This window comes from Anaerotruncus sp. G3(2012) (assembly GCF_000403395.2).
In the GTDB taxonomy this organism is placed as follows: domain Bacteria; phylum Bacillota; class Clostridia; order Oscillospirales; family Ruminococcaceae; genus Anaerotruncus.
This window is the reverse complement of sequence record NZ_KE159675.1, coordinates 230,297-251,537: the sequence shown is the minus strand read 5'-3', so window position 1 is coordinate 251,537 and position 21,241 is coordinate 230,297. Positions and strand designations below refer to the sequence as shown.

General features: G+C 55.7%; 23 protein-coding genes. 9 read left to right on the top strand and 14 right to left on the bottom strand.

The features are described 5' to 3' along the window. The first annotated feature begins 516 nt into the window (after window positions 1-516). The 6 genes from C814_RS16485 (at window position 517) to C814_RS16460 (ending at window position 7,383) form a co-directional block, all read left to right on the top strand. The gene (locus C814_RS16485) at window positions 517-1,944 is read left to right on the top strand and encodes a hypothetical protein (RefSeq protein ID WP_016316527.1); all 1,428 of its coding nucleotides are present in this window, start codon (window positions 517-519) and stop codon (window positions 1,942-1,944) included. A gap of 57 nt (window positions 1,945-2,001) precedes the next feature. After that, window positions 2,002-2,703: a response regulator transcription factor gene (locus C814_RS16480; protein WP_016316526.1), complete on the top strand. Its 702-nt coding sequence runs from the start codon at window positions 2,002-2,004 to the stop codon at window positions 2,701-2,703. Between the two features lie 174 nt (window positions 2,704-2,877). After that, a complete protein-coding gene (locus tag C814_RS16475; RefSeq protein ID WP_016316525.1) occupies window positions 2,878-4,284 on the top strand; it encodes a sensor histidine kinase in 1,407 nt (468 codons plus the stop codon). Between the two features lie 331 nt (window positions 4,285-4,615). After that, window positions 4,616-5,551, top strand: a complete 936-nt coding sequence (locus tag C814_RS16470) for a DUF1385 domain-containing protein (protein ID WP_016316524.1) — start codon at window positions 4,616-4,618, stop codon at window positions 5,549-5,551. Window positions 5,552-5,560: 9 nt separating this feature from the next. Beyond that, window positions 5,561-6,445 (top strand): peptide chain release factor N(5)-glutamine methyltransferase, encoded by an 885-nt coding sequence (gene prmC, locus C814_RS16465; protein WP_016316523.1) that lies wholly within the window; start codon window positions 5,561-5,563, stop codon window positions 6,443-6,445. A 56-nt stretch (window positions 6,446-6,501) separates the two neighbouring features. Further along, on the top strand, window positions 6,502-7,383 hold the full coding sequence (locus tag C814_RS16460) for an AraC family transcriptional regulator (protein WP_016316522.1): 882 nt from the start codon (window positions 6,502-6,504) through the stop codon (window positions 7,381-7,383). A 46-nt stretch (window positions 7,384-7,429) separates the two neighbouring features. Here C814_RS16460 and C814_RS16455 read toward each other — a convergent pair whose 3' ends face one another. The 14 genes from C814_RS16455 to C814_RS16400 all read right to left on the bottom strand — a co-directional run bounded on the left by C814_RS16455 (window position 7,430) and on the right by C814_RS16400 (window position 17,922). Next, window positions 7,430-8,413 carry an alpha/beta fold hydrolase gene (locus C814_RS16455; protein ID WP_016316521.1) on the bottom strand — a complete coding sequence of 328 codons (984 nt, stop codon included), beginning with the start codon at window positions 8,411-8,413 and terminating at the stop codon, window positions 7,430-7,432. A gap of 22 nt (window positions 8,414-8,435) precedes the next feature. Continuing rightward, complete coding sequence (locus C814_RS22435; protein WP_016316520.1) at window positions 8,436-8,897, bottom strand: adenine nucleotide alpha hydrolase family protein; 462 nt, start codon at window positions 8,895-8,897, stop codon at window positions 8,436-8,438. A 204-nt stretch (window positions 8,898-9,101) separates the two neighbouring features. Next, window positions 9,102-10,709 (bottom strand): S1C family serine protease, encoded by a 1,608-nt coding sequence (locus tag C814_RS22430; RefSeq protein ID WP_016316519.1) that lies wholly within the window; start codon window positions 10,707-10,709, stop codon window positions 9,102-9,104. A gap of 209 nt (window positions 10,710-10,918) precedes the next feature. Then, window positions 10,919-11,293, bottom strand: coding sequence for a hypothetical protein (locus tag C814_RS23060; RefSeq protein ID WP_016316518.1), 375 nt, complete (start codon window positions 11,291-11,293; stop codon window positions 10,919-10,921). Between the two features lie 94 nt (window positions 11,294-11,387). Next, the gene (locus C814_RS16445; RefSeq protein ID WP_022788480.1) at window positions 11,388-11,801 is read right to left on the bottom strand and encodes a DUF3788 domain-containing protein; all 414 of its coding nucleotides are present in this window, start codon (window positions 11,799-11,801) and stop codon (window positions 11,388-11,390) included. Window positions 11,802-11,872: 71 nt separating this feature from the next. Continuing rightward, entirely contained in the window at window positions 11,873-13,375 is a 1,503-nt protein-coding gene (locus C814_RS16440; RefSeq protein ID WP_016316516.1) for a sensor histidine kinase, read from the bottom strand. Between the two features lie 52 nt (window positions 13,376-13,427). After that, a complete protein-coding gene (locus tag C814_RS16435; RefSeq protein WP_016316515.1) occupies window positions 13,428-14,120 on the bottom strand; it encodes a response regulator transcription factor in 693 nt (230 codons plus the stop codon). A 317-nt stretch (window positions 14,121-14,437) separates the two neighbouring features. Further along, entirely contained in the window at window positions 14,438-14,659 is a 222-nt protein-coding gene (locus C814_RS16430; protein ID WP_016316514.1) for a hypothetical protein, read from the bottom strand. 58 nt (window positions 14,660-14,717) lie between these two features. Further along, window positions 14,718-15,542 (bottom strand): MYG1 family protein, encoded by an 825-nt coding sequence (locus tag C814_RS16425; protein ID WP_016316513.1) that lies wholly within the window; start codon window positions 15,540-15,542, stop codon window positions 14,718-14,720. Window position 15,543: 1 nt separating this feature from the next. Next, window positions 15,544-15,990, bottom strand: coding sequence for a hypothetical protein (locus C814_RS16420; protein ID WP_155846410.1), 447 nt, complete (start codon window positions 15,988-15,990; stop codon window positions 15,544-15,546). A 38-nt stretch (window positions 15,991-16,028) separates the two neighbouring features. Further along, window positions 16,029-16,229 carry a YwbE family protein gene (locus tag C814_RS16415; protein ID WP_016316511.1) on the bottom strand — a complete coding sequence of 67 codons (201 nt, stop codon included), beginning with the start codon at window positions 16,227-16,229 and terminating at the stop codon, window positions 16,029-16,031. After that, window positions 16,226-16,696 (bottom strand): thioredoxin-dependent thiol peroxidase, encoded by a 471-nt coding sequence (gene bcp, locus C814_RS16410; protein ID WP_016316510.1) that lies wholly within the window; start codon window positions 16,694-16,696, stop codon window positions 16,226-16,228. The genes C814_RS16415 and bcp overlap by 4 nt, the downstream gene beginning before the upstream one ends. Before the next feature lie 69 nt (window positions 16,697-16,765). Beyond that, window positions 16,766-17,491, bottom strand: a complete 726-nt coding sequence (locus tag C814_RS16405; RefSeq protein WP_016316509.1) for a nitroreductase family protein — start codon at window positions 17,489-17,491, stop codon at window positions 16,766-16,768. A gap of 14 nt (window positions 17,492-17,505) precedes the next feature. Then, complete coding sequence (locus C814_RS16400; protein WP_016316508.1) at window positions 17,506-17,922, bottom strand: secondary thiamine-phosphate synthase enzyme YjbQ; 417 nt, start codon at window positions 17,920-17,922, stop codon at window positions 17,506-17,508. A gap of 257 nt (window positions 17,923-18,179) precedes the next feature. Here C814_RS16400 and C814_RS16395 point away from each other — a divergent pair, with 257 nt between their 5' ends. The 3 genes from C814_RS16395 to C814_RS16385 all read left to right on the top strand — a co-directional run bounded on the left by C814_RS16395 (window position 18,180) and on the right by C814_RS16385 (window position 21,112). Beyond that, window positions 18,180-18,599: a Fur family transcriptional regulator gene (locus C814_RS16395; RefSeq protein ID WP_016316507.1), complete on the top strand. Its 420-nt coding sequence runs from the start codon at window positions 18,180-18,182 to the stop codon at window positions 18,597-18,599. 5 nt (window positions 18,600-18,604) lie between these two features. Continuing rightward, on the top strand, window positions 18,605-19,144 hold the full coding sequence (gene rbr / locus C814_RS16390; protein ID WP_016316506.1) for a rubrerythrin: 540 nt from the start codon (window positions 18,605-18,607) through the stop codon (window positions 19,142-19,144). A gap of 345 nt (window positions 19,145-19,489) precedes the next feature. After that, a complete protein-coding gene (locus C814_RS16385; RefSeq protein WP_016316505.1) occupies window positions 19,490-21,112 on the top strand; it encodes a DUF1653 domain-containing protein in 1,623 nt (540 codons plus the stop codon). Window positions 21,113-21,241: the final 129 nt, after the last annotated feature.

Genomic DNA, 21,241 nt, shown 5'->3' with positions numbered 1-21,241 from the left:
GACCAGCCCAAAAAAGCGGACATTATAAAGCGGGACCTCAAACATTTCGTCCCTGCTTTTGCCCTGTAAGAGTTCCCGGACCTTTTTATGCAGGTCTTTTGAGGTACAAATGACCACACAGTTCCGATATGCCAGCAGTTTTAGGATGCGCTGCCCTTCCTCAGGGTGCACCGAATAGACCGTCTGTTTTCCGTTTAATTCCGCCCGGCTGCAGGCATACTCCTTTGACAGCAGCTCCTCGATTTTGTCTTTTATAAGCTCTTTCATCCGTCCTTCCTCCCTTCTCCCCATTATAGGACATGCCGCGGCCGATCGCAAGATATACCGCCAGAACCGCCTGTAACCACGGGAAAAGGGGACTGTCCCGACATTGACAGATCGGTGGTTTTGCTATAAAATCAAACTGGTGTATCATACTATAGATAAAGCACTGAAACACAAACACATGGCTCCCAGCGGCAGGCTTTTGCCCGCCAGCACACAAAGCATACCGGCTCGGGGAAGGAGGAAAGGCCGATGGTCCAAAAACTGCTGCGCATTGCGGCGGCACTGTCCCTCTGTCTGACCCTGTCCTCCTGCAATGGCTTTGATCCGGTGCTTGAAAACCTGATGAGCCCACCCCGCCTGACCGCCGGGCAGAAGGAGATTGAGGAGGCGCTGTCTGCCGCTGCGGTCACTGCGAACCCGATTCTGAAATACCCCAAAAGCGGTGACTACCGCTCGGCGTTTGTCTTTTATGACCTCGATCAGGACGGTGACGAAGAAGCGATTGCCTTTTATGCGACCGATTCGAACGACTATACCCGCGCCTGCCTGCTGGACCGCGACCCATCCGGGCAGTGGTACTCCCCCTGTGAGATCGCGGGCGCGGACAAGGACATTGATTTCATCGCATTTGCCAACATATCGGGCCGCAGCTCTCCGGATATTGTGATCGGCTGGAGCAACCCCGATGAGGAGAAGATGACGCTCGGCGTCTACACCTACGACACCCTGAAAGGGAGCCGCCCCCATCTGAACAGCCTTTTGAGCCATTCGGAGGATGTGTCCTTCAACCGCTATCTCATCAGCGATCTTGACAACGACGGCCTGGATGACATTTTCCTGCTGACCCACAACACCAACTCCTCCTGGATCAAGATGGTTTCGTACATCGGCTACAACGTCGGGGTGACAGATGACCTGCCGCTTTCGGACTCGATCGTCCAGTTTGCGGGGGCGGCCGCGGGCAGGCTGTTCCCCACAGACGGCCGGCTCTGCATCTTCATCGACGAGCTGCTTGCCGGAAACGAACTTGTGACCGAGGTTTTCACAATGGAAGCCGGTTCCCTGACCCCGGTCATTTTTCAAGAGATGGAACAGCCTGGCCCTGACCCGGTGACCGAAGAATCCCGGCCTTCCCTCTATGAACAGACCCGCCGGTCCAACACCGTCTCCTCCGGGGAGCCGCCCGCGCCGGTCTGCATGGATGTGGACGGCGATTCGGTGGTCGAAATCCCGACCGCCCGTCCCCTTCCCGGTTATGAAGACCGGGTCAGCGACGAATCCGAGCGGATTTATCTGACCGAGTTCCACCGGTTTTCCGAAGACGCCCTGGAACGGGTATTCGCCGGTGCATTTAACCGGCAGGCGGGTTACCGGGTCGAGTTCCCGCCCGAGTGGATCGATACTGTCACGGTGGTCAACCAGATTGAAAACGGTGAATGGATTTTTATTGTCTACAACGACACCCTGCGCCGGCCGCTTGAAGCCCTTTCGGGGGAGCTGGCGCGGATCCGGGTGGTGAGCACCTCGGATTATCAGGACAAATTCCTCGAAAGCTACATCCGGCTATGCGAGCCGCGCGGGGCATTCAGCTATTATGGGTATGTCCCGGAGACGCCCAACAGCACACTTGCCGTTACCGCTGAGGTGCTGAAAGACGAACTGTTTTCCCTCATCTAGGGGTTGTCTGAAAAAGCAGGCCCCCAATCTTCCAACAGAAAGGTGGTTTTCCGGTTTATGAAGCGTATTCTGGTCGTTGAGGACGAAGATGTCATCCGCGATTTTGAAGTTATCAACCTCAAACGTTCGGGTTATGAGGTCGTCGATGTCCCCAGTGGGGAAGAGGCAATGCTTGTTTTCGATCGCAATCCGTATTATTTCGATGTTGCTCTACTCGATGTTATGATGCCGGGCATCGACGGATTCGAGGTCTGCCGCCGGATGCGGGAGAAAAACCAGTCGATCGGCATTATCATGCTCACCGCCAAAAGCCAGGAGATGGACAAGGTCAACGGCCTGATGATCGGCGCGGATGATTATGTCACCAAACCGTTCTCCCCGTCCGAACTGGTCGCGCGGGTCGATGCGATCCATCGCCGGGTCACGATGGCGGCGGAAAAGGCACAGGCCCCGGTGGTCAGCGAGATGGCTTCCGGACCGTTTGTACTCAATACCAAGAGCCGCACCCTCACCAAAAACGGCAAGGCGATCGAGCTGACCCAGGTGGAATACCAGATCCTTGAGTTTTTTTTCCACAACCCCAACACCGCGCTGGGGCGGCAGGAGATTCTGGATAAGGTCTGGGGCGAGGGGTACTTCGGGGACATCAAAATTGTGGATGTCAACGTGCGGCGGCTGCGCATGAAGCTCGAAGATGAACCATCCAGCCCCAAACATCTGCTCACCGTCTGGGGCTTCGGCTACAAGTGGGTCCAGTGACAGCGTAAGCTTGGTTCCGGGCCGGCTTTACAAGTGCAAAACGTCCCCATCCCAGCCAAAACAGTTTCTGTTTTCCGTATTCTCGCGCAGCTTTGACGCTCGGGGGCATTTGGCGGCGAGGGAGCCGCCGCATACAAAAGATGCCTCACCGCTGTACAGAAAGGAGTGCGCCCGATGGCTGTCAAAAAGATCACGAAACGATGGCTTTTCAACAATCTGGGGGTCATTCTGGTGATCCTGATCGCGCTGGAAGTCATCTTTGCGTTTGGCATCCGGGAATTTTACTACAGCTCGGTGCGTTCAACGATTCTGGCACAGTCAAGCGTGATCACCAGCCAGCTCACCTCCTATGCGGAGGACAGTTCTGCGGTCTTTGCCTCGCAGGTGCGCACGCTGGTCGAAAACTTCCAGGAGCGCGAACGGATGGAACTGATGGCAATCGACATCAACGGCAAGGTCACCTTTACGTCGAGTGGGTTTGAACCGGGCAATGAGGTCTATATGCCCGATTTCACTGAGGCGCTGCGCTCGAACAGCGGCACAGCCGAAATGGTCGATGTCGTCAACGGCGAGAAGATCATGGCCATTACCGTGATCTCCCCGGTTGTCGGGGAACAGCTCGCGGCCATGCGGATCGCGGTTTCACTCGACCGGATTGACCAGCAGATCATCCTGTTTATCCTCGTTATCACCCTTGTGTGTGTGGCGATCCTGTTTTTCGTGATCTTCTCCAGCTCCTATTTTATCAACTCGATCGTCAATCCAGTAGGCGAGATCGGCGCAACCGCTCGCAAGATCGCTCAGGGGGATTTCGGGGCACGCCTGCACAAAAAGAACGACGACGAGATCGGCGAGCTCTGTGATACCATCAACTATATGGCCGAGGAACTTTCGGCCAACGAACGGATGAAAAACGATTTTATCTCGTCGGTTTCACACGAACTGCGCACCCCGCTGACCGCGATCAAGGGCTGGGCGGAAACGCTGAACGACATGCACGAGGAGATCGACCGGGAAACCCTCGGGAAGGGGATGCGGGTCATCAACGGGGAGACCGAGCGCCTGACGCAGATGGTCGAGGAGCTGCTCGATTTCAGCCGGCTTCAGAGCGGCCGCATCCAGCTGATCCGGGAGAATCTCGACCTGATCGCCGAGCTTTCGGATGCTGTGATGATGTACGAAGAGCGTGCAAAACATGAAAGCAAACAGCTTGTCTATGAGGAACCGGACCTGATCGCTCCTTTTTACGGCGACCGTAACCGGCTGCGCCAGGTGTTTGTCAACATCATCGACAATGCCCTGAAATATTCCGACAAAGGGGACACCATCACCATCCAGGCCAGGTTGTCGGAAGGGATGACCTGTATCGAGGTGGCGGACACCGGATGCGGCATCCGGGAAGCCGACCTTCCCCGGATCAAGGAAAAATTTTTCAAGGCGAACGCGACCCGGCGCGGCTCAGGGATCGGTCTTGCGATGGCGGACGAGATCGTCTCGATGCATGGCGGCTCGCTCGAGATCACCTCAAAGGAGACGGTCGGCACCCGGGTGACCATCCGGCTGCCGGTCGGGCAGGGTTGACTTGCCGGCGCGGTTCGGCGTATAATAGATCCTGCATCCTTTCCTGGAAAGCGCCCTGACGGTCCCCCAGCCGCCCCATTTGCATAAACGCTTCGCCAGCCCTTTCGAGGGCTGCACCGCTGCAGCGGCGGCGGGATAAAATAAGCAGCGAGAGAAATGGTGGATGCTTGGTAAAAACGAGCGGCCGCAAGGAAAAAGCGCGGGAATATCTGGCGTACTCCGCGCATTCTTTGATACAGCAGATGCCGCTTTTGGCAGAAAAAGCGGCTGTCCCGATTTTTCAAGCAGTCCCTGACCAGATACCTGCCGAACGGCGGAAAAAGGTGATGATTTGTCTAAACAATCCAGTTCAACCAAAAAGACCTCGATCGGCGGGCAAGCCCTGATCGAAGGGGTCATGATGCGCGGCCCATACACCTCCGCAATGGCGGTGCGCAAGCCGGACGGTGAAATCTATCTCGAAACCTGGGAGACCAACGGAACCGGCTGGTACACAAAGGTACCGCTCCTGCGCGGAGTCTGCAACCTGTTCCTTTCGCTGGCGACCGGCTATCGCTGCCTAATGAAGTCCGCCGAGATTTCAGGCATGGCAGAGGAGGAACAGCCCTCCAAATTTGACCTGTGGGTCGACAAGCACCTCGGCGACAAGGCGGTCTGGGTGTTCAACCTGTTGGTGACAGTGCTGGCGATGTTCCTGAGCATCGGCCTGTTCATGCTCCTGCCCTCCGCGATTGTCAAATGGGTCGGCAGCCGGTTTGCCGCCCCCGCGTTTGTCTTGACCTCCATTGAGGGGCTGATTAAAATTGCTGTTTTCATCCTCTACCTCTTCGCGGTAAGCCGGATGAAGGACATCTACCGGGTATTCCAGTACCACGGCGCGGAACATAAGACGATCGCCTGCTACGAGGCCGCTGCGGAACTGTCCCCTGATAACGCCAAAAACTATCCGCGGTTCCATCCGCGCTGCGGGACGAGCTTTCTGCTGATCGTTCTGGTCATCTCGATCCTCGTGTTCTCGGTGGTCACCTGGTCGAGCGTCTGGATGCGTGTCGCACTCAAAATTCTTCTACTGCCGGTGGTGGTAGGGATTGCCTATGAGATTATCCGGTTTGCCGGGCGTCACGACAACCCGCTGACCCGCGCGGTTTCCGCTCCGGGGCTGTGGCTTCAGAACCTCACCACCTTTGAGCCGGACGAGAGCCAGCTCGAAGTGGCGATTGCGGCAATGAAGCCCTGCATCCCGGACGATGGCACCGACAACTATTGAGGTCTTTCCATGACGGTTTTACAGCTTTATCAAACTGCATACCAGACGATTCTGCAAAACGCACAGGAACCGGGTTCCTGTGCGTTTGATCTGTCCTGCCTGCTCGAACTGGTCTTTGGCTTTGACCGGTTCCATCTGCCCTCCTGCGGCAGCCGGGAGGCTTCCCCTGCACAGGCAGAACAGTTCCAGGCCCTCTGTGCCCGCTATCTTTCCGGGGAACCGCTCCAATACCTGCTCGGCGAGTGGGAATTTTTCGGCCTGCCCTTTGCTGTCGGCGAAGGGGTGCTGATCCCCCGCCCGGACACCGAAACCCTCGTCGAAACCGGGCTTTCGCTCCTGCGCGGGACTGCCTCCCCTATCATTGCCGATCTCTGTGCCGGCAGCGGCTGTGTGGGCATTGCACTCGCCAGCCAGCGTCCGGATGCCACCGTCTACGCGCTTGAGCGCTCGGAGCAGGCATTCGGTTATCTGCAAACCAATATCGAAAAGAACCATGCCCAGGGCGTGCGGGCGCTCCTCGGCGACGCGCTCTCCCCGCCTGTACTGCCCCCCTTGGACTGCGTGGTCTCCAATCCGCCCTATATCCCGCGCTGTGAGATGGAAACCCTCCAGCCGCAGGTGAAGCACGAGCCGCGGATGGCGCTGTTCGGCGGCGAGGACGGGTATGACTTCTACCGGGCGCTGCCCGCCCTCTATCTGCCGCGGCTCAAGCCGGGCGGCACGATCGCATTCGAAGTCGGCTATAACCAGGCGGAGCAGGTTTCCAACCTGCTCGCTGCCGCCGGTTACATCGGTGTCGGCGTCGAGCACGATCTCGGCGGGATCGCGCGGGTGGTTTACGGCAGGAAACCGCTGGACAGCCCGACACCGATCCGCACAAAAAGTCACGCATGATCTTTCCGGCTGTTCTATAATGGAGGCACAGAGAGAAACGAAAGGGGGCTGTGGGGATGGACTGGACGACCGGGCTGCAACGGGCGATCGACTATGTAGAGGATCATCTGACCGAGCCGCTTGACTATGCGGAGATTGCGCGGCAGACATATTCCTCGAGCTTTCATTTCCAGCGGATTTTCAGTATTCTATGCGGTTATACGCTCGGCGAGTATATCCGCAGCCGCCGGCTGACCCTCGCAGGGAATGAACTGCTCAGAACCGACAGCAGGGTGATCGACGTTGCGCTCAAATACGGCTACGACTCCCCCGAGAGCTTCAGCCGGGCGTTTGCCAGATTCCACGGGGTCCTCCCTTCCCGGGTCAAATCCGGGACAATCCCGCTCAAATCCTTTTCCCGCCTCTCTGTGAAACTCATTTTAGAAGGAGGGTCTCTCATGGATTACAGAATCGAGACCAGCAAAGGATTCCGGATGCTTCTCAAAAAAACCCGTTTCAAACAGGGCAGCGAGATTACCAAGCCGCAGATCCACCAGTTTTGGGGCCAGTGCAACGCCGACGGTACCACCTCCATCCTGAGCCGGCGCACCCGCCCGGACAGCATGTTCGGTGATGCGATCATCGGGGTCTGTTTCAACGACCCGGAGCGCGGGGACTTCGACTACGCGATCGGCGTACCCTACGACGGCGGCGAAGTGCCCGAGGGGTTTGCAGTCGAAGAGATTCCCGGCGGAAGCTGGGCGGCATTCCGGTGCACGAAAAAACAGGAGCCAATTTCCGACTCGTTTCAGGCACTCTGGAAGCAGATTTACTCCGAATTCTTCCCCACAAGTGAATTCCAGCCCGCACATGGGGTTTCTCTCGAGCTTTATGAGAGCGATCGGGTCAACGAGGAAGGATATACCTTCGAAATCTGGGTTGCAGTGCGCAAGCAGTGACGAAAAAATACGGACGCCAGATAGAACATTTGGCGTCCGTATTTTTTTATTCGAATTCCGCATCTTCCGGGAATCCTTCCTCTTTCCGCGGCTCCGGCATCGGGAGATGTGCATTCAGCCAGCCAAGCAGGTCTCCGTACACCTGTACCCGGTTGACCTCCCCGAGCATCTCATGCCGCCCGCCCTCATACAGCTTGAGTTCCACGTCCCGCACGCCCGCCTTCCGGTAGCGCTCATACACCTGGGAAGGGCCTTTCCCGTACTCCCCTACCGGGTCCATTGTCCCCGCAAACAGCAGGATCGGCAGCTCCTTTCTGGCCCCCTCGAAGCAGGAACGGTCGTTAGACCGGCTCACGAGGGTGAACAGGTCGTAAAACCCCGCGGAGGTGAACAGGAACCCGCAGCGTTCGTCCGACACATACTGGTCCACCCATGCGGTATCCCGGGAGAGCCAGTCGGATTTGGTGCGCCACGGCTGGAACCCCTTGAGAAACGGGCCAAAGACCATCCGATTGAGGTCCCGGTCGATCGCGCCCGGCCCGTATTTGCGGACCGACCGCGCCGCGGCACGCTGCGCCAGCTCCACCTTCAGCCCGCTTCTGGCAGTGCCGCTCAGGATCATCCCACTGAGCGTAGAAGGGTATTTCATCGCATAAAGCCGTGTGACAAACGAACCCATGCTGTGCCCAAGGAGCACCGACCGTTCACAGAACGGCACCTCGCTGTGCACAATCTTGTGGAACTTGTATTGATCCTCGATAAGGGTGCGCCAGCCGTCCTTTTCCCCGAACCAGCCAAACTTGTTCTCGTAGGACGAGCGCCCATGCCCGATGTGGTCAACCCCGCAGGCGACATAGCCATGCTGCGCCAGAAACCGCATAAAATCATGGTAACGGCCCATATGCTCCGACATCCCATGGCAGATCTGCACGATACCCCGCATCTCCCCTGCCGGGATGTAAAGCCATCCGAAGATGGTGTTCAGCCCATTGGTACTTTTATACTCAATCTGTTTGACAGTAATATTCAAAGCTCATCTTCCTTTGCTCGCTTTACTGGACAGCGGGGGCGGCGTCCGAGGCCGGGTCCATCTTGGCCGGCGGCCGGTGGAAAGTCCGGTCGACTACCTCGTGCAGCTCCCCGCGCTGGGTCACCGTATAAAAACGGACGTTCAGCAGCCGCTTCCACATCTGCACAAGGATCGAGCGTTCGTTCTGCGGCATACCGGTCACCGCATTGACCACATGGTTTTCCCGGATATAATGGACAATGGCGCTCTTCGGGTTATCTGAAAACTGTACGGTCATCTGTGCGCTGTACTCCTTGGCTACTTCAAACAGGTGTTCCAATGCAGCAGGGTTGGTCTGCGAACCATTTTTCATAACGCTCAGAACAAGCAGTTCGGTATCGGAAAGGTCGGCGATCACCCTGGCGGATTTGATAATACGTTCACAGGCAAACTGGTCTGTCACCAGAACAAGCGTGGCATATGCGGACATCTGTGTGCGATTCATGGCGATCTCCTTTTCATCATTGTCACTCTCAGCAGTGGTTTGCATTTCATAATTCAAGTATACAGCATATTTGTAAACAAATCTATGCAAACTGCGGGAATTTCAAAAAATTTTACCGGAATTTCACCTGGTAACCACACACTTTTCCATATACAATATCTCCCCCGGATTTGTTCATCCGGGGGAGATGGTTCCCCTTATGCGTCAGTTGAAGAAGTAGTTGAAGAACTCTTCAAACTGGTCGTAGCCAGGATTCTGGGTGCTGTCGGGGGTCTGCGTGTTATTGGGGGCCTGCTGCTGCGGAATCTGCTGTTGGTTGGCAGGGGTGGACGTCCCGCCCATATCCTCCATCAGCTCAACGGTGATATTGAAGAACCTGCCGCTCTCTCCATAGCGGCTGCCCTGACGGTAAACCTCCAGTTCGACCGTGTCGCCCGGTTTTTTCCCATCAAGCACATCACTGAGCGACTGGAACCCATCCAGCTCCTGCCCATCCGCCTTGGTGATGATGTCATTGGGTACCACGCCTTTTTTCGAGATGTCCGAGCCTTCCTCGGTCGACTGCACCAGAAGCCCGGTCGGCCACTGGTTCAGGCGTGCGCGCACCTCGTCCACCGCCGAAGCGGTGATCCCGAGCATGACCCGCCCGGTAACCCGTCCATACTGGATCAGGTCATCAATAATCGGTTTGGCCTCGCTGGTCGGGATCGCAAAACCCATACCGTCCGAGCCGGTTGCAATCACCTTTGCCGAGTTGATCCCGATTACCTGCCCATATTCGTTCACCAGAGCGCCGCCCGAGTTACCCGAGTTGATCGCCGCGTCGGTCTGGATCAGGTTGGAATAGGTTGTCATTGAGCCGAGGTCGTCCCTAGCGGTGAGGGTCCGGTTCAGCCCCGAGACGATCCCCTGGGTCACACTGCCGGCAAACTCAAGCGACTGTGGGCTGCCGATCGCCAGCACCTTCTCACCCACCTTGGTCTCTTCCGAATTGCCGAATTCCGCCGGGGCCAGGCCGGTGGCATCCACCTTGATGACCGCGAGGTCGGTCTTGGTGTCAATCCCCACGACCCGGCCTTCATACTTGGTTTCCGCATCGCTCAGGATAACAGTAATCCCCTGTGCGTTTTCCACCACATGTGCATTGGTGACGATATAGCCGTCCTCCCGCATGATAATGCCGCTGCCAAGCCCCTGCCCGCTGTAGCCCTGGGTCTCGAAATAGGTGGTGATCGCCACAATGGAAGGCTGGATTTTTTCGACGATCTGCTCGGTCGTGAGACGCCCGTTGGAAAGCTGCTCATCCGGCACATTCTGTGGCTTGTTGTTGAGCGTGATACTGGGCAGGTCGGATGCCGGAACCCGCACCGTCTGCTGGTCATCCGGAAGCTGTACCGTATCGGACGGAGCCGGGGCAAAGGTGGAATAGATGCCAACCCCCGCAAAGACGAGCACCGAAGCGGCAAGCACTGTCCCGAGCAGGATGCCGAACACCATCAGTCCCTTACGTTTTTTGCGCGGCTTGACCGCTGCGGCCTGTGCCTGCTCATATTCGGCGTAGTTCCACTGGTACGGCTCTTTCTCTTTTTCAGGGCCTGCGCCGGACCCGGCCCTCGGGTTGCCCCATCCCTGACCCGGCTGCTGGGTGAAGGGCGGCTGATAACCCTTACCCTCCTGCTGGGGCGGCGCCTGCCAGACGTATGGGTTGCCGTTTGGCGGCTGGTTGGGCTGGCTGGGCTGACCGTATCCGCCGCCGGAGGATTCCGGAGAATCCTGCATCTCGTTGGGGTTATAATTCATATTATCGCTCATATATTTCATCCCTTCTGGTCCAGTTCAGTCTGCTCTGATTCTTTGGATTTGTTTGATTATAGTATATCGGATAATTGTGAAATTAAAATAAACGGTATTTGAAAAGATTGTCTGATTTTGTGAAATACCGGTTAACAAACCAGTCTGTCTGCTGCCAAAATATGAAAAAGGGGAACAGCCTTGCAGACAGCTCCCCGATAAACCGGAATTTATCGTTTTCCTGTCTTAATAAATTCAATTAGCTTTTCCACATCATCAAAATTATCATAATCACCAATGATTCCTTTACGATGATATCGGATTCCTCTTTTTTCATTTTCCTCAAGGCAGTCAAGAAGTTTCTCTATACCATATCTTTTTATAAACAATGTAAAACCATATGGCTTGATTTTGTTCAGTAATCCTCTTTTGCAATCCATTTCACAGGCATAACAGCCTAAGAATCCCTTTTCGATGGAGCATTTTCTATTTTCACATTGGGTGTAGTCCGGACAGTTATCCGAATAACAGCCATTGCATTTTATATTTTCTGAACACAGGCAACAAGCAAGTCCACATCTTGCGATTCCTAATTCTCGTTTCATTGTTTGCCCTCCCCCAATTCCGAGCAGGTTGGCGATCGAGCGCACGATATGCGGCTCCAGCCCCGCGCCCTCCCTTGTATGGTGTGGTGCGAAACTACTTTCTGTTTGGTTTTCTTTTGATTCTCAACAGTCTGATGAAATCATCAAACAAAGCGGTATCCGTTGGCTCAAACATCAGCCATTTCCCGTCATGATACGTTTGCGTTTCATCGTAAATCCTCTGCACTTCTTTGGAATAATTTTCCCTGTCTGCCTCAAATTTTAACCTTTCGTCTTTCCCTAAGATCACCATAAATCCTACGCAGTTTTCCTTCGCATATAATGCGCACAGCGTTTTTCCTCCCCGACGGTATTTATATTCATATTTCCACGCTTTCCCGCCTTGATCCCACGAACACTCCATGTCATATCTTTCATCAATAGCAGCATTTAATTGATTCCAAATATCGTACAGCGATCCCCCCACTAAAATTACCATCTCTTCCGCACCAGGTATAAGATCAAGCATCATAATAGCCTCCTGTCCAAATTTCAATTTGTGATTCTGATTTTACCATGCGCTTGGATGCGGGCAGGTTCTCAGGAAACCGGCGGTTCCTTCTCTTTTTCCTTGTCCTTGTCCTTTTCCTTCTCCTTCTCCTTTTTCGCCCGCGCCTTGGACTGTGGGTTCGGGATGGTAAAGACAAACTCGCTGTATTCCCCCTCTACACTGCGCACGATGATGTCTCCGCCATGCAGGTTGATAATCGAGCGAACGATATGCAGCCCCAGCCCCGCGCCGCCCTTGTCCCGGCTGCGGGATTTGTCGGTCTTATAGAACCGGTCAAAGATGTGGGGAATCTCGTCCTTCGCGATGCCATCGCCCGAATTCTTGATCCCGACTGCGGTGCCTGCATCACTCTCTGTATAATTTACTTCAATATATCCACCTTCGTTGACAAATTTAAACGCATTTTCGATCAGGTTATAGACGACCTGATGGATCAGGTCGGGGTCGGCCTCGACCATCACCTTTCCGCGATCCAGCCCGCGCACCTCGATCTGTTTTGCCTCAAGCGGCTGCTCAAAGGTGAACACCGTCTTGATAACGGTATCGTTCACATCGAACAGGTCGGGCTTCATCTCCAGTTCCCCTGCCTCAATCCGGGCGATGTTGAGCATCGAGCGCACCAGGCGGGAAAGCCGTTTGATCTCGTCCGAGACGATCCGCAGATAATCATCCCGCCTTTCAGGGGGGATAGTGCCGTCGAGGATGCCGTCTACAAATCCGGCGATCGTGGTCATGGGGGTGCGCAGCTCGTGGGATACATTCGCGGTGAACGACCGCCGGGCAACCTCGGTGGTCGCGAGGGAGGAAGCCATGTTGTTGAACGAAATCGCAAGCTGGCCGATCTCGTCATAGCTCTCGACCGGGACCCTCATGGTAAAGTCCCCCTTGGAAAAGCTCTGGGTTGCAGCGACCATCTTGCGCAGCGGGCGCACCAGATCGGCAGTGGTGAAATAGACCCCTGCAAATGCCAGAATCAGAACCGCCAGGGAGCTGACAATAAACATCCGGAGAATCTCGGAGAGGAATACGCTCAATGCGCCCGCCGAAGCGGAGACAAAAACTACGGCCGCACGTTTTCCATCCTCGGTATAGATCGGCGTGCCGACTGTATAATGCCCATCCTTGTAGATTCCGTTCATCTTGCCAAGCTCTTCATACTCGCCCTTGTCAAACGCAGCATTCAAGACCTCCTGCGGGATCTCCTTTTCCTCCCGTTCGGAGGAGGAGCCGCCTGCAAACAGCAGTATCTTGCCGTTGGTATCAGCCAGATAGATGTCCGCGTCGATCGAATTGGCAAGCACTGCGTAGGACGGCAGGACAATCCGCGCATTGACCGCCTGATACTCATTGTTTTTCAGGCTGGAATAGGTGAGGGTCGCCGCCAGCTCTGCATTATGCCCCAGCAGCTTGTAACGGTCCTGCTTAAAATACTGAGAGGCAAAGGTCAGCAGCACCGCCCCCAGAACAACCAGGCTCAACAGGATAATGGCTGAAACCATTATGAAGTGTTTGCTAAACAACGTCTTCCGCATAAAACCACCGTCTTTTAAAAAAGGCCGCCGGAACAGGCAGCCTTCTCGATTCTTATTCTTTCACTTCAAATTTATAGCCAACGCCCCAGACCGTTTTGAGCGTCCACTGATCCGAAACCCCTTCGAGCTTCTCACGGAGCCGCTTGACATGCACGTCAACGGTGCGGCTATCCCCATAGTACTCGAACCCCCACACCTCATCAAGCAGCTGGTCGCGGGTATAGACCCGGTTTGGGTTGCTCGCAAGATGGTAAAGAAGCTCCAGCTCCTTGGGCGGGGTATCCACCACCCTGCCATCCACTTTCAGCTCGTATCTGGTCATGTTGACAACCAGCCTGTCATAGCTGACCTCCTTGATGTCCGAGTCGGACGCGCTCTTGCCGGTGCGCCGCATGATCGCCTTGATCCGCGCGACGATCTCCTTGGGGTCGAACGGCTTGACCACATAATCGTCCGATCCCAGCTCCAGCCCAAGCACCTTGTCAAACGTCTCGCCCTTCGCGGTAATCATGATGATCGGGCAGTTGGACTTTTTGCGGATCTCGCGGCAGACCTGCCATCCATCCAGTTTTGGCATCATGATGTCGAGCAGGATCAGGTCCGGGGTGTCCGCATTGAACTTTGCGAGCGCTTCTTCCCCATCATTCGCGATTGAGAGGGTGTACCCCTCCTTCTCGAGATAAAGCCGGAGCAATTCACAGATGTTGCGGTCGTCGTCACAAATCAGGATTTTTCCGATTGACATGATGTTGTTCCTCCCGTTTTAAAATCGGATCAGGCACAGGGATGCAGGCCAGGTCCAGCCCTTGTGTATATGGTATCATTAGCCATAGCTCTGGTATAATGGCTTGCTTTGCAGCTATTATACCAGAATCGCGGAGCGATATGGTATAATTGGCCATCGGGACGGGAGCAGGCTCTGCCTGCGCATCGTCCTGGCCATAACTCGGGTATAATAGCTGTTTTGCAGCTGTTATACCACAATTATACAGCAAAACAACCGGCTTTGGTGAATATTCTTTGAACGAAAGTTGTCCTTCCTGCGAATTTTGGCGACAGGCCCTAATCCTCCGGTTCTCTATGGGATTCGAGCTGTTCGACCCGTTTCTCCAGGCTGTCGATGCTGGTAAGCAGATGCATCAAAGCGGAGACCTGAAGCGCCAGAACCGCCGAACCAAAAAGCAGGAGCAGCCAGAAGCTGCCCATAAGAACCGGCAGAATGAAGCAGCCAAAGACCATAATGAACAAGAGACACGCCAAAAACGTCTCCACAAATCCCTTCATCGAGAACCATCCCCTTTTGCGATATCATGTCAGCATCTCTTGCAGCAGGTCTTTTTCTTCATGGGCAGGAGGGGTGGGGACTGTGCATCGCCTGTTTACAGGCCGCGACCGCGTCCTCCTGTGTTTCAGCGGTAATCAGGAACCGGTTGTTGTGGCAGAACCGCAGCCCCGGGATCCCGGACAACTCCCTCAGCTCGCTGGCCGAACGGCCCGCCCAGGCCGCCGGGAACGGGCATTTGAGCGCATTCCCCTCCGGCTCGGACGGCACCCCCTGTGCGCTGAACCCGCCCCTTTGGGACGGATAGACTACAAACTGCGCTTCAGAGGGGCAGAGCACCGCTTTCCACGGGGCAAACCGTTCGAGCAGGACGATCCCGTCCTGCATCTGCGCAAGCGCGCCCTCCACCATCTTTCTGGCGCGCTGGATGCTCCACACCAGTTCAAACCGTTTTTCCAGGATCAACTGCGCGATCCCGACCACCTGTGCAAAACACTCGTCGGAGGACGCCTCCGAATCCCAGCTCGGATTAAACGAAGCAACCATCCCAGCCAGCGGATGCCCACATCCGGTATTGTCATCCAGGTCGAGCGGCTGGACAAAGTGAGCATCAATCCGGGCAGCCTCCTCTTCCCCGACCAGCCCCGGCCCATACTCCCGCCAGAGCAGGCCGAAAGCGGCGTAGGGGACGCCGTTCGGGCGCACCGGAGCGCCTGTCTGATGGTGGTCAAACCCGCCTCCGCCGATGTCGAATATCAGCCCGTCGAACCCCTCCGGAATCTCGAACGTCCTGCGGATTTCAATGCCGGGATAGCAGATGCGCAGGAGCGCGGATGCGAAAACATCGTCCGCATGAAATTTTCCACTGTGGGTCAATGCCAGCATTTCAGGCTTCCTCCTGTTTTCCGGAATAGAAAAAGGTGTTTTTATCGACCGCGCTGCACCACGACACATTTTGCAGGACCTTCAAAACTGCCGGACGTCCGGCGCGCCCGCTCAGTTCTTTGACCAGCTCGGAGACGGTGACCAGCTTCTCCTGGTGTTTCTGGAAATAGGCATAGAGCCATTTGACCAGTTCCGGCTCTGCAAAGGCCTTGCCGGCGGGTTCCACGGCCTGCCGGACCGGCTGTGCAATTCCCTGTGTTTTGCAGTAGGAATCGTAAACCGCCTTGACCCGGCTGGCCAGAAGCGGTGTAAAACCCGGTTCCTTGCCGAGCAGATGGAACGGGCAGCGCGCCAGGTCCTCCATCGTTTGATAGCGCCGCTCCTGACAATATTTCAAGAATGGCAGATAGGTCGCCTTACTGTAAATCTCAACAATGCTGTTTTCCACAAATACCCTCCCTTTTTCTCTCGAACGGCAAAGCCCGTTCACGCCTCCAGAACCTCCTGTACCCGTCCAACCTGGTCCCCCTCCTCAAGCATCACCTTGATCCCGTGGGGGTGGCTGGGACTGTTGGTCAGAATACGCTTGACATGCCCGCGGGTCAGCTTCCCGGTGGGCTGGTCCTTTTTCAGCACGATGTCCACCAGTGCGCCGGGCCGGATGTTGCTCCGCAGCTTGCCGGTCATGGATGGGGCTCCCCATCCAGCCACGCCAGTACATCCGCGGCATTGGTGTCCGGCTTGGCCTTCTCAAAGACCTTCTCGATCATACCATTTTCATCAATCACATAGGTGGTGCGGGCCACCCCCATGCTGACCTTTCCATACAGCTTCTTTTCCTTCCAGACATCATATGCCTGGATTGCCTCGAGCGCAGGGTCCGCGAGCAGCAGGAACGGAAGCCCCTGTTTTTCCGCAAAATTCCGATGGGAGCGCTCGCTGTCCTTGCTGACCCCGATAACCGCCACCCCGCGCCCTTCATATTCCGGCCAAGCATCCCGGAAAGCACATGCCTGCCGGGTGCAGCCGGGGGTATTGTCGCGCGGATAAAAATACAGGACCACCTTTTTGCCTGCGAAATCCGCAAGGCTGACCGGGTTCCCCTCCTTGTCGTTCAGGATGAACCCGGGTGCTTTTGTCCCCGCCTGTAACATCTGCCTCTCTCCTTTTCGGTTCTCTTTCCGATTGACTATAAAATGCCCATTGCCAAAGGGTTCATGCACCTATCTGCGAAAGGCCGCGCCGTTTCCAACACCCCATTGCCCCCGCTCGGCGGCAAGCTCAAAATGCAGCTTCGCGATCCCGAGGTCGATGCTCTGATGGGTCGCATAATCCGGGACCTGCGCAGTCGCTTCCCCATTCGCCCATGTGAAGCGCACCGGCTGCCGGTTGAACCCAGACGGCGCCTTCTGCACCGCCCACATCCCCTCCAGAAACCATTCGGGCGGCTGGCTCGCCGCTTCATACATCTGCTCCACCGGTTTGGCCGAGCGGTGCGCGAGCCTGTAAACCAGCCGTTCCTTTCCGGCTGCCTCCCCGGTCGCCGGTTTTCCGGCCACGATCAGGCAGACCAGCTCTTCACCTGCTGCGGGCTGGACTGCGCACCGCTTGCGGTCGAATGTCCCGCCGACCCAGCAGGTTCCCAAGCCAAGCTTGGTCGCCTCCAGCACCAGCTTCTCCCCATAGTAGCCGACCTTCTCGTTCAGGCAGAGGTCGGCGGAACTGCCTGCCATTGCAAAATAATGCCGCACGCCGGAGAACATCCCATAGCTGCGCCGCAGGCTTCTGAACGCTGCGGGATCGTCCTGCACAAGCCGGATGTTCAGTTCCGCATCCCGGCTGCATTGGCGGGCCAGCAGTTCGAGCGCCTGCACCTGTTCCGGTTCCAGAGGTTCCGGCCGATAGGCGCGGCGGGAAACGCGCCGCTCGATCGCTTCCAGATCGGTCATTGTGCTTCCACCTCCTACTCACCGATGATCTTGATGAGAACCCGTTTATCCCGTTTGCCGTCAAACTCAAAGTAGAAAATCTGTTCCCATCTGCCGAAATCCAGCTTTCCTTCGGTCACCGCGACCACCGTTTCCCGGCCCATCACCGTACGTTTGAGGTGCGCGTCCGCATTGTCTTCGAAGCCGTTGTGCCGGTACTGGTCGTACGGCTTTTCGGGCGCGAGCTTCTCGAGCCATACCTCGTAATCCTGGTGCAGGCCGCTTTCGTCATCGTTGATAAAAACGCTCGCGGTAATGTTCATCGCATTGACCAGCACCAGCCCCTCCTGAATACCGCTCTCTGTAATCGCTTCCTGCACCTGCCGGGTGATATTCACCAGCCCACGGCGGGCCGGCAAACGAAAATGCAGCTCTTTTCGATAGGATTTCATCTGCGAAGGTCGCCTCCTGTCTTTTTGTCCTCTCCGGATTGTTCGGTTTTTCAACGGATGCCGCTGGCCCGGCCTTTCTGCCCGCCCCGCAGAACGGAAAAAGCCAGTATACCGTATTATATCTGTTTTGCAAATTATGATAGCACAACTGTTTTCGGATGTAAAGTAAAATGGGAAAAGGGCTTGACATTCCTCCCATTCTGGTATAAAATAATTTTAGAAATTATTCTTATTATCGGTAAAGGAAGTATCCGGCTATGAAATATTCCAGACAGCGGGAACTGATCCTCGAAACGGTGATGGAGAATCCTGTCCATCCAACTGCTGATACCGTCTATGCGATGGTCCGCGAACAGGAACCGAATATCAGCCTTGGCACCGTCTACCGCAATTTGAACCTGCTTGCCGAGCAGGGCATACTGCGCAGAATTCCGATGCCGGCTGCTTCGGACCGGTTTGATGGCCGGACCGATTCGCACCACCATATGCGGTGCTGTGGCTGCGGCAACCTTTTTGATCTGCCGATTGCCGAATTTGCAGGGCTGGAAGAACAGCTGAAAAATCTTGCGGGATTCTCGATCACCGGCTACCAGATTCTGTTTGAGGGGTTCTGTCCTGCATGTGCTGGGAAACATCTGCCGGAACAAGGCGGTAGAAATATCGCAGAAAGAGGTTGATTGACATGGACAATTTGAAGGGCACCAAAACCGAAGCCAACCTGATGGCCGCCTTTGCGGGTGAATCCCAGGCGACCAACAAATACACCTATTATGCCTCCAAGGCAAAGAAGGAAGGGTTTGTACAGATTGCGAACTTTTTCCTGGAGACCGCCGGCAACGAGCGGGAACATGCGAAGATCTGGTTTAAGCTGCTGCACGACGGTGTACCGTCCACCACTGTCAACCTTGCGGATGCCGCTTCCGGCGAAAACTTCGAGTGGACCGATATGTACGCAAAGTTTGCGAAGGAAGCCAAAGAGGAAGGGTTCGACCGGATCGCGTACCTCTTCGAGGCGGTTGGAAAGATTGAAAAGGAGCACGAGGAGCGTTACCGCGCCCTGCTCAAAAATATTGAAACCGAACAGGTTTTTGCACGCACCGGCGTTATGATCTGGCAGTGCAGCAACTGTGGTCATATCCATGTCGGCGAAAAAGCGCCTGAGATCTGCCCGGTCTGCGATCATCCGCAGGCATACTTCCAGATTCAGGCCAAAAACTATTAAGGGTTGCCTATCCTTCTCTTTTACGCAACCCCGCCAGCTTGTCTTCCCACTCTTTTTATTTTTCATTGAGGAAGCTGCCTGCCTCAAATCATAGGCGGCTTCCTCCTTTTTTATTGCTATTTTTAGTAAATAGGCGTATAGTATAGGCAGCTCACTTGAAACATTCTGTTTTCAAGCAGTGGGCACCAGGCACAGGCATTGCCTGCTGTAATACGGAGCAGGGCCACCTTTGGTGGGCTTCCTGTGGCCAGAGGGCCGCAGGTTTCAAAAGGATGTCCGGATTCTTCTGAAGTCCTTCGATGATAGGCAGTGCTGGAAAAAATCACAAAAGGACAGGTGTAATCTATGAACTGGGTAAACGAATCAATCTTCTATCATATCTATCCGCTCGGATTCTGCGGGGCGCCGCAGCAGAACGGCCAAGACGCCCCTGTTAACCGGATCGGGAAACTCTCCGGCTGGATTCCCCATCTGCGGGAACTTGGGGTCAATGCGCTCTATATCGGGCCGGTGTTTGAATCGAGCGAACACGGCTATGATACCCGCGATTACTATAACATCGACCGCCGCCTCGGCTCGAACGAGGATTTCAAACGTCTCTGCCGCGAGCTGCATGAAAACGGCATCCGGGTGGTGCTCGACGGTGTATTCAACCACGTTGGGCGCGAATTCTGGGCTTTTCAGGATGTGCAGAAAAACGGGTCCGCCTCCCCCTACTGCGGCTGGTTCCACAACCTCAATTTTGGCGGCGGCAGCCCGCTGGGGGATCCATTCTGGTACGAAGGCTGGCAGGGGCATTACAATCTGGTCAAGCTCAACCTGCGCAATCCGGACGTTGTGAGCCATCTGCTTGGCGCGGTGGGCATGTGGATCGACGAATTCGGGATCGACGGTCTGCGCCTTGACGCGGCTGACTGTGTGGACATGGACTTTTTCCACCAGCTCCGGAACTACTGCAAGGGCAGAAACCCCGATTTCTGGCTGATGGGCGAGATCATCCATGGGGATTACAACCGTTGGGCGAACCCCGGTGCGCTCGATTCGGTCACCAACTACGAATGCCGCAAAGGGCTTTACTCCTCCCACAACGACAAAAACTACTTTGAGATTGCCTATTCGCTCAACCGGCAGTCGGGCGGGAACGGCGGTATCTACCGTTCGCTCTGCCTTTACAACTTTGTGGACAACCACGACGTCAACCGGCTTGCTTCCACCCTGAGCAACCATTCCCATCTCTGCAATGTCTATACCCTGCTTTACACCATGCCCGGCGTCCCATCGCTCTACTATGGCAGCGAATGGGGCGTTCAGGGGGTCCGGCAAAACCATTCAGACGCGCCTCTGCGGCCCTGCCTCGACCTGGGCAGCATTCCCAGCCCCAACCTCGCGCTGCTCAACCACCTGAAAACGCTTGGAAAAATCCGTCACGCGCTGCCTGCCCTCCAATATGGCGGGTACGACCAGCTCACCGTGAAGAACGAGCAGCTTGCGTTTTTGCGTGCCACCCCTGAACAACAGGTTTATGTTGCGCTCAACCTTTCCGAGCATCCGGAGTATATCGAATTCCGCGGAAGGACCTCTGCGCTGGTTGATCTGTTCACCGGTACCCGGTTTGAAACCAACGATGGTAATTTCAAGCTCGAACTGCCCGCATATGGAGCGCGGATTTTTGTGGAGCCGCATGTCTATGAGCAGTATGTCCAGCAGGCAGACCTCCCTGCCGCGGTTTCCCAGCCGGAACCGGCCAGACCGGAACCCCGCACGTTACAAATCGGGCGCTACCGCCATTTCAAGGGGAACGAATACGAGGTGGTCGGCTGCGCGCGGCACAGCGAGACGCTCGAAGAGCTGGTTGTATACCGCGCACTCTATGGGGAGCAGGCACTTTGGGTGCGTCCGCTTGAGATGTTCCTCGGCGATGTCGAGCGGGACGGGAAACCCATCCCCCGCTTCACCTGGATCGGCTGACCCCGAAACGAAAAGCTTTGCCAGCCCCGCCCTAGTCAGGAGCTTAGAACCTGTTTCGCATCTAAAGTTTTACTCAATTTTTTTCAAAAAATTGCGGGGTCGGGAGGCAGTGAGGCAACGGAAGTTTGG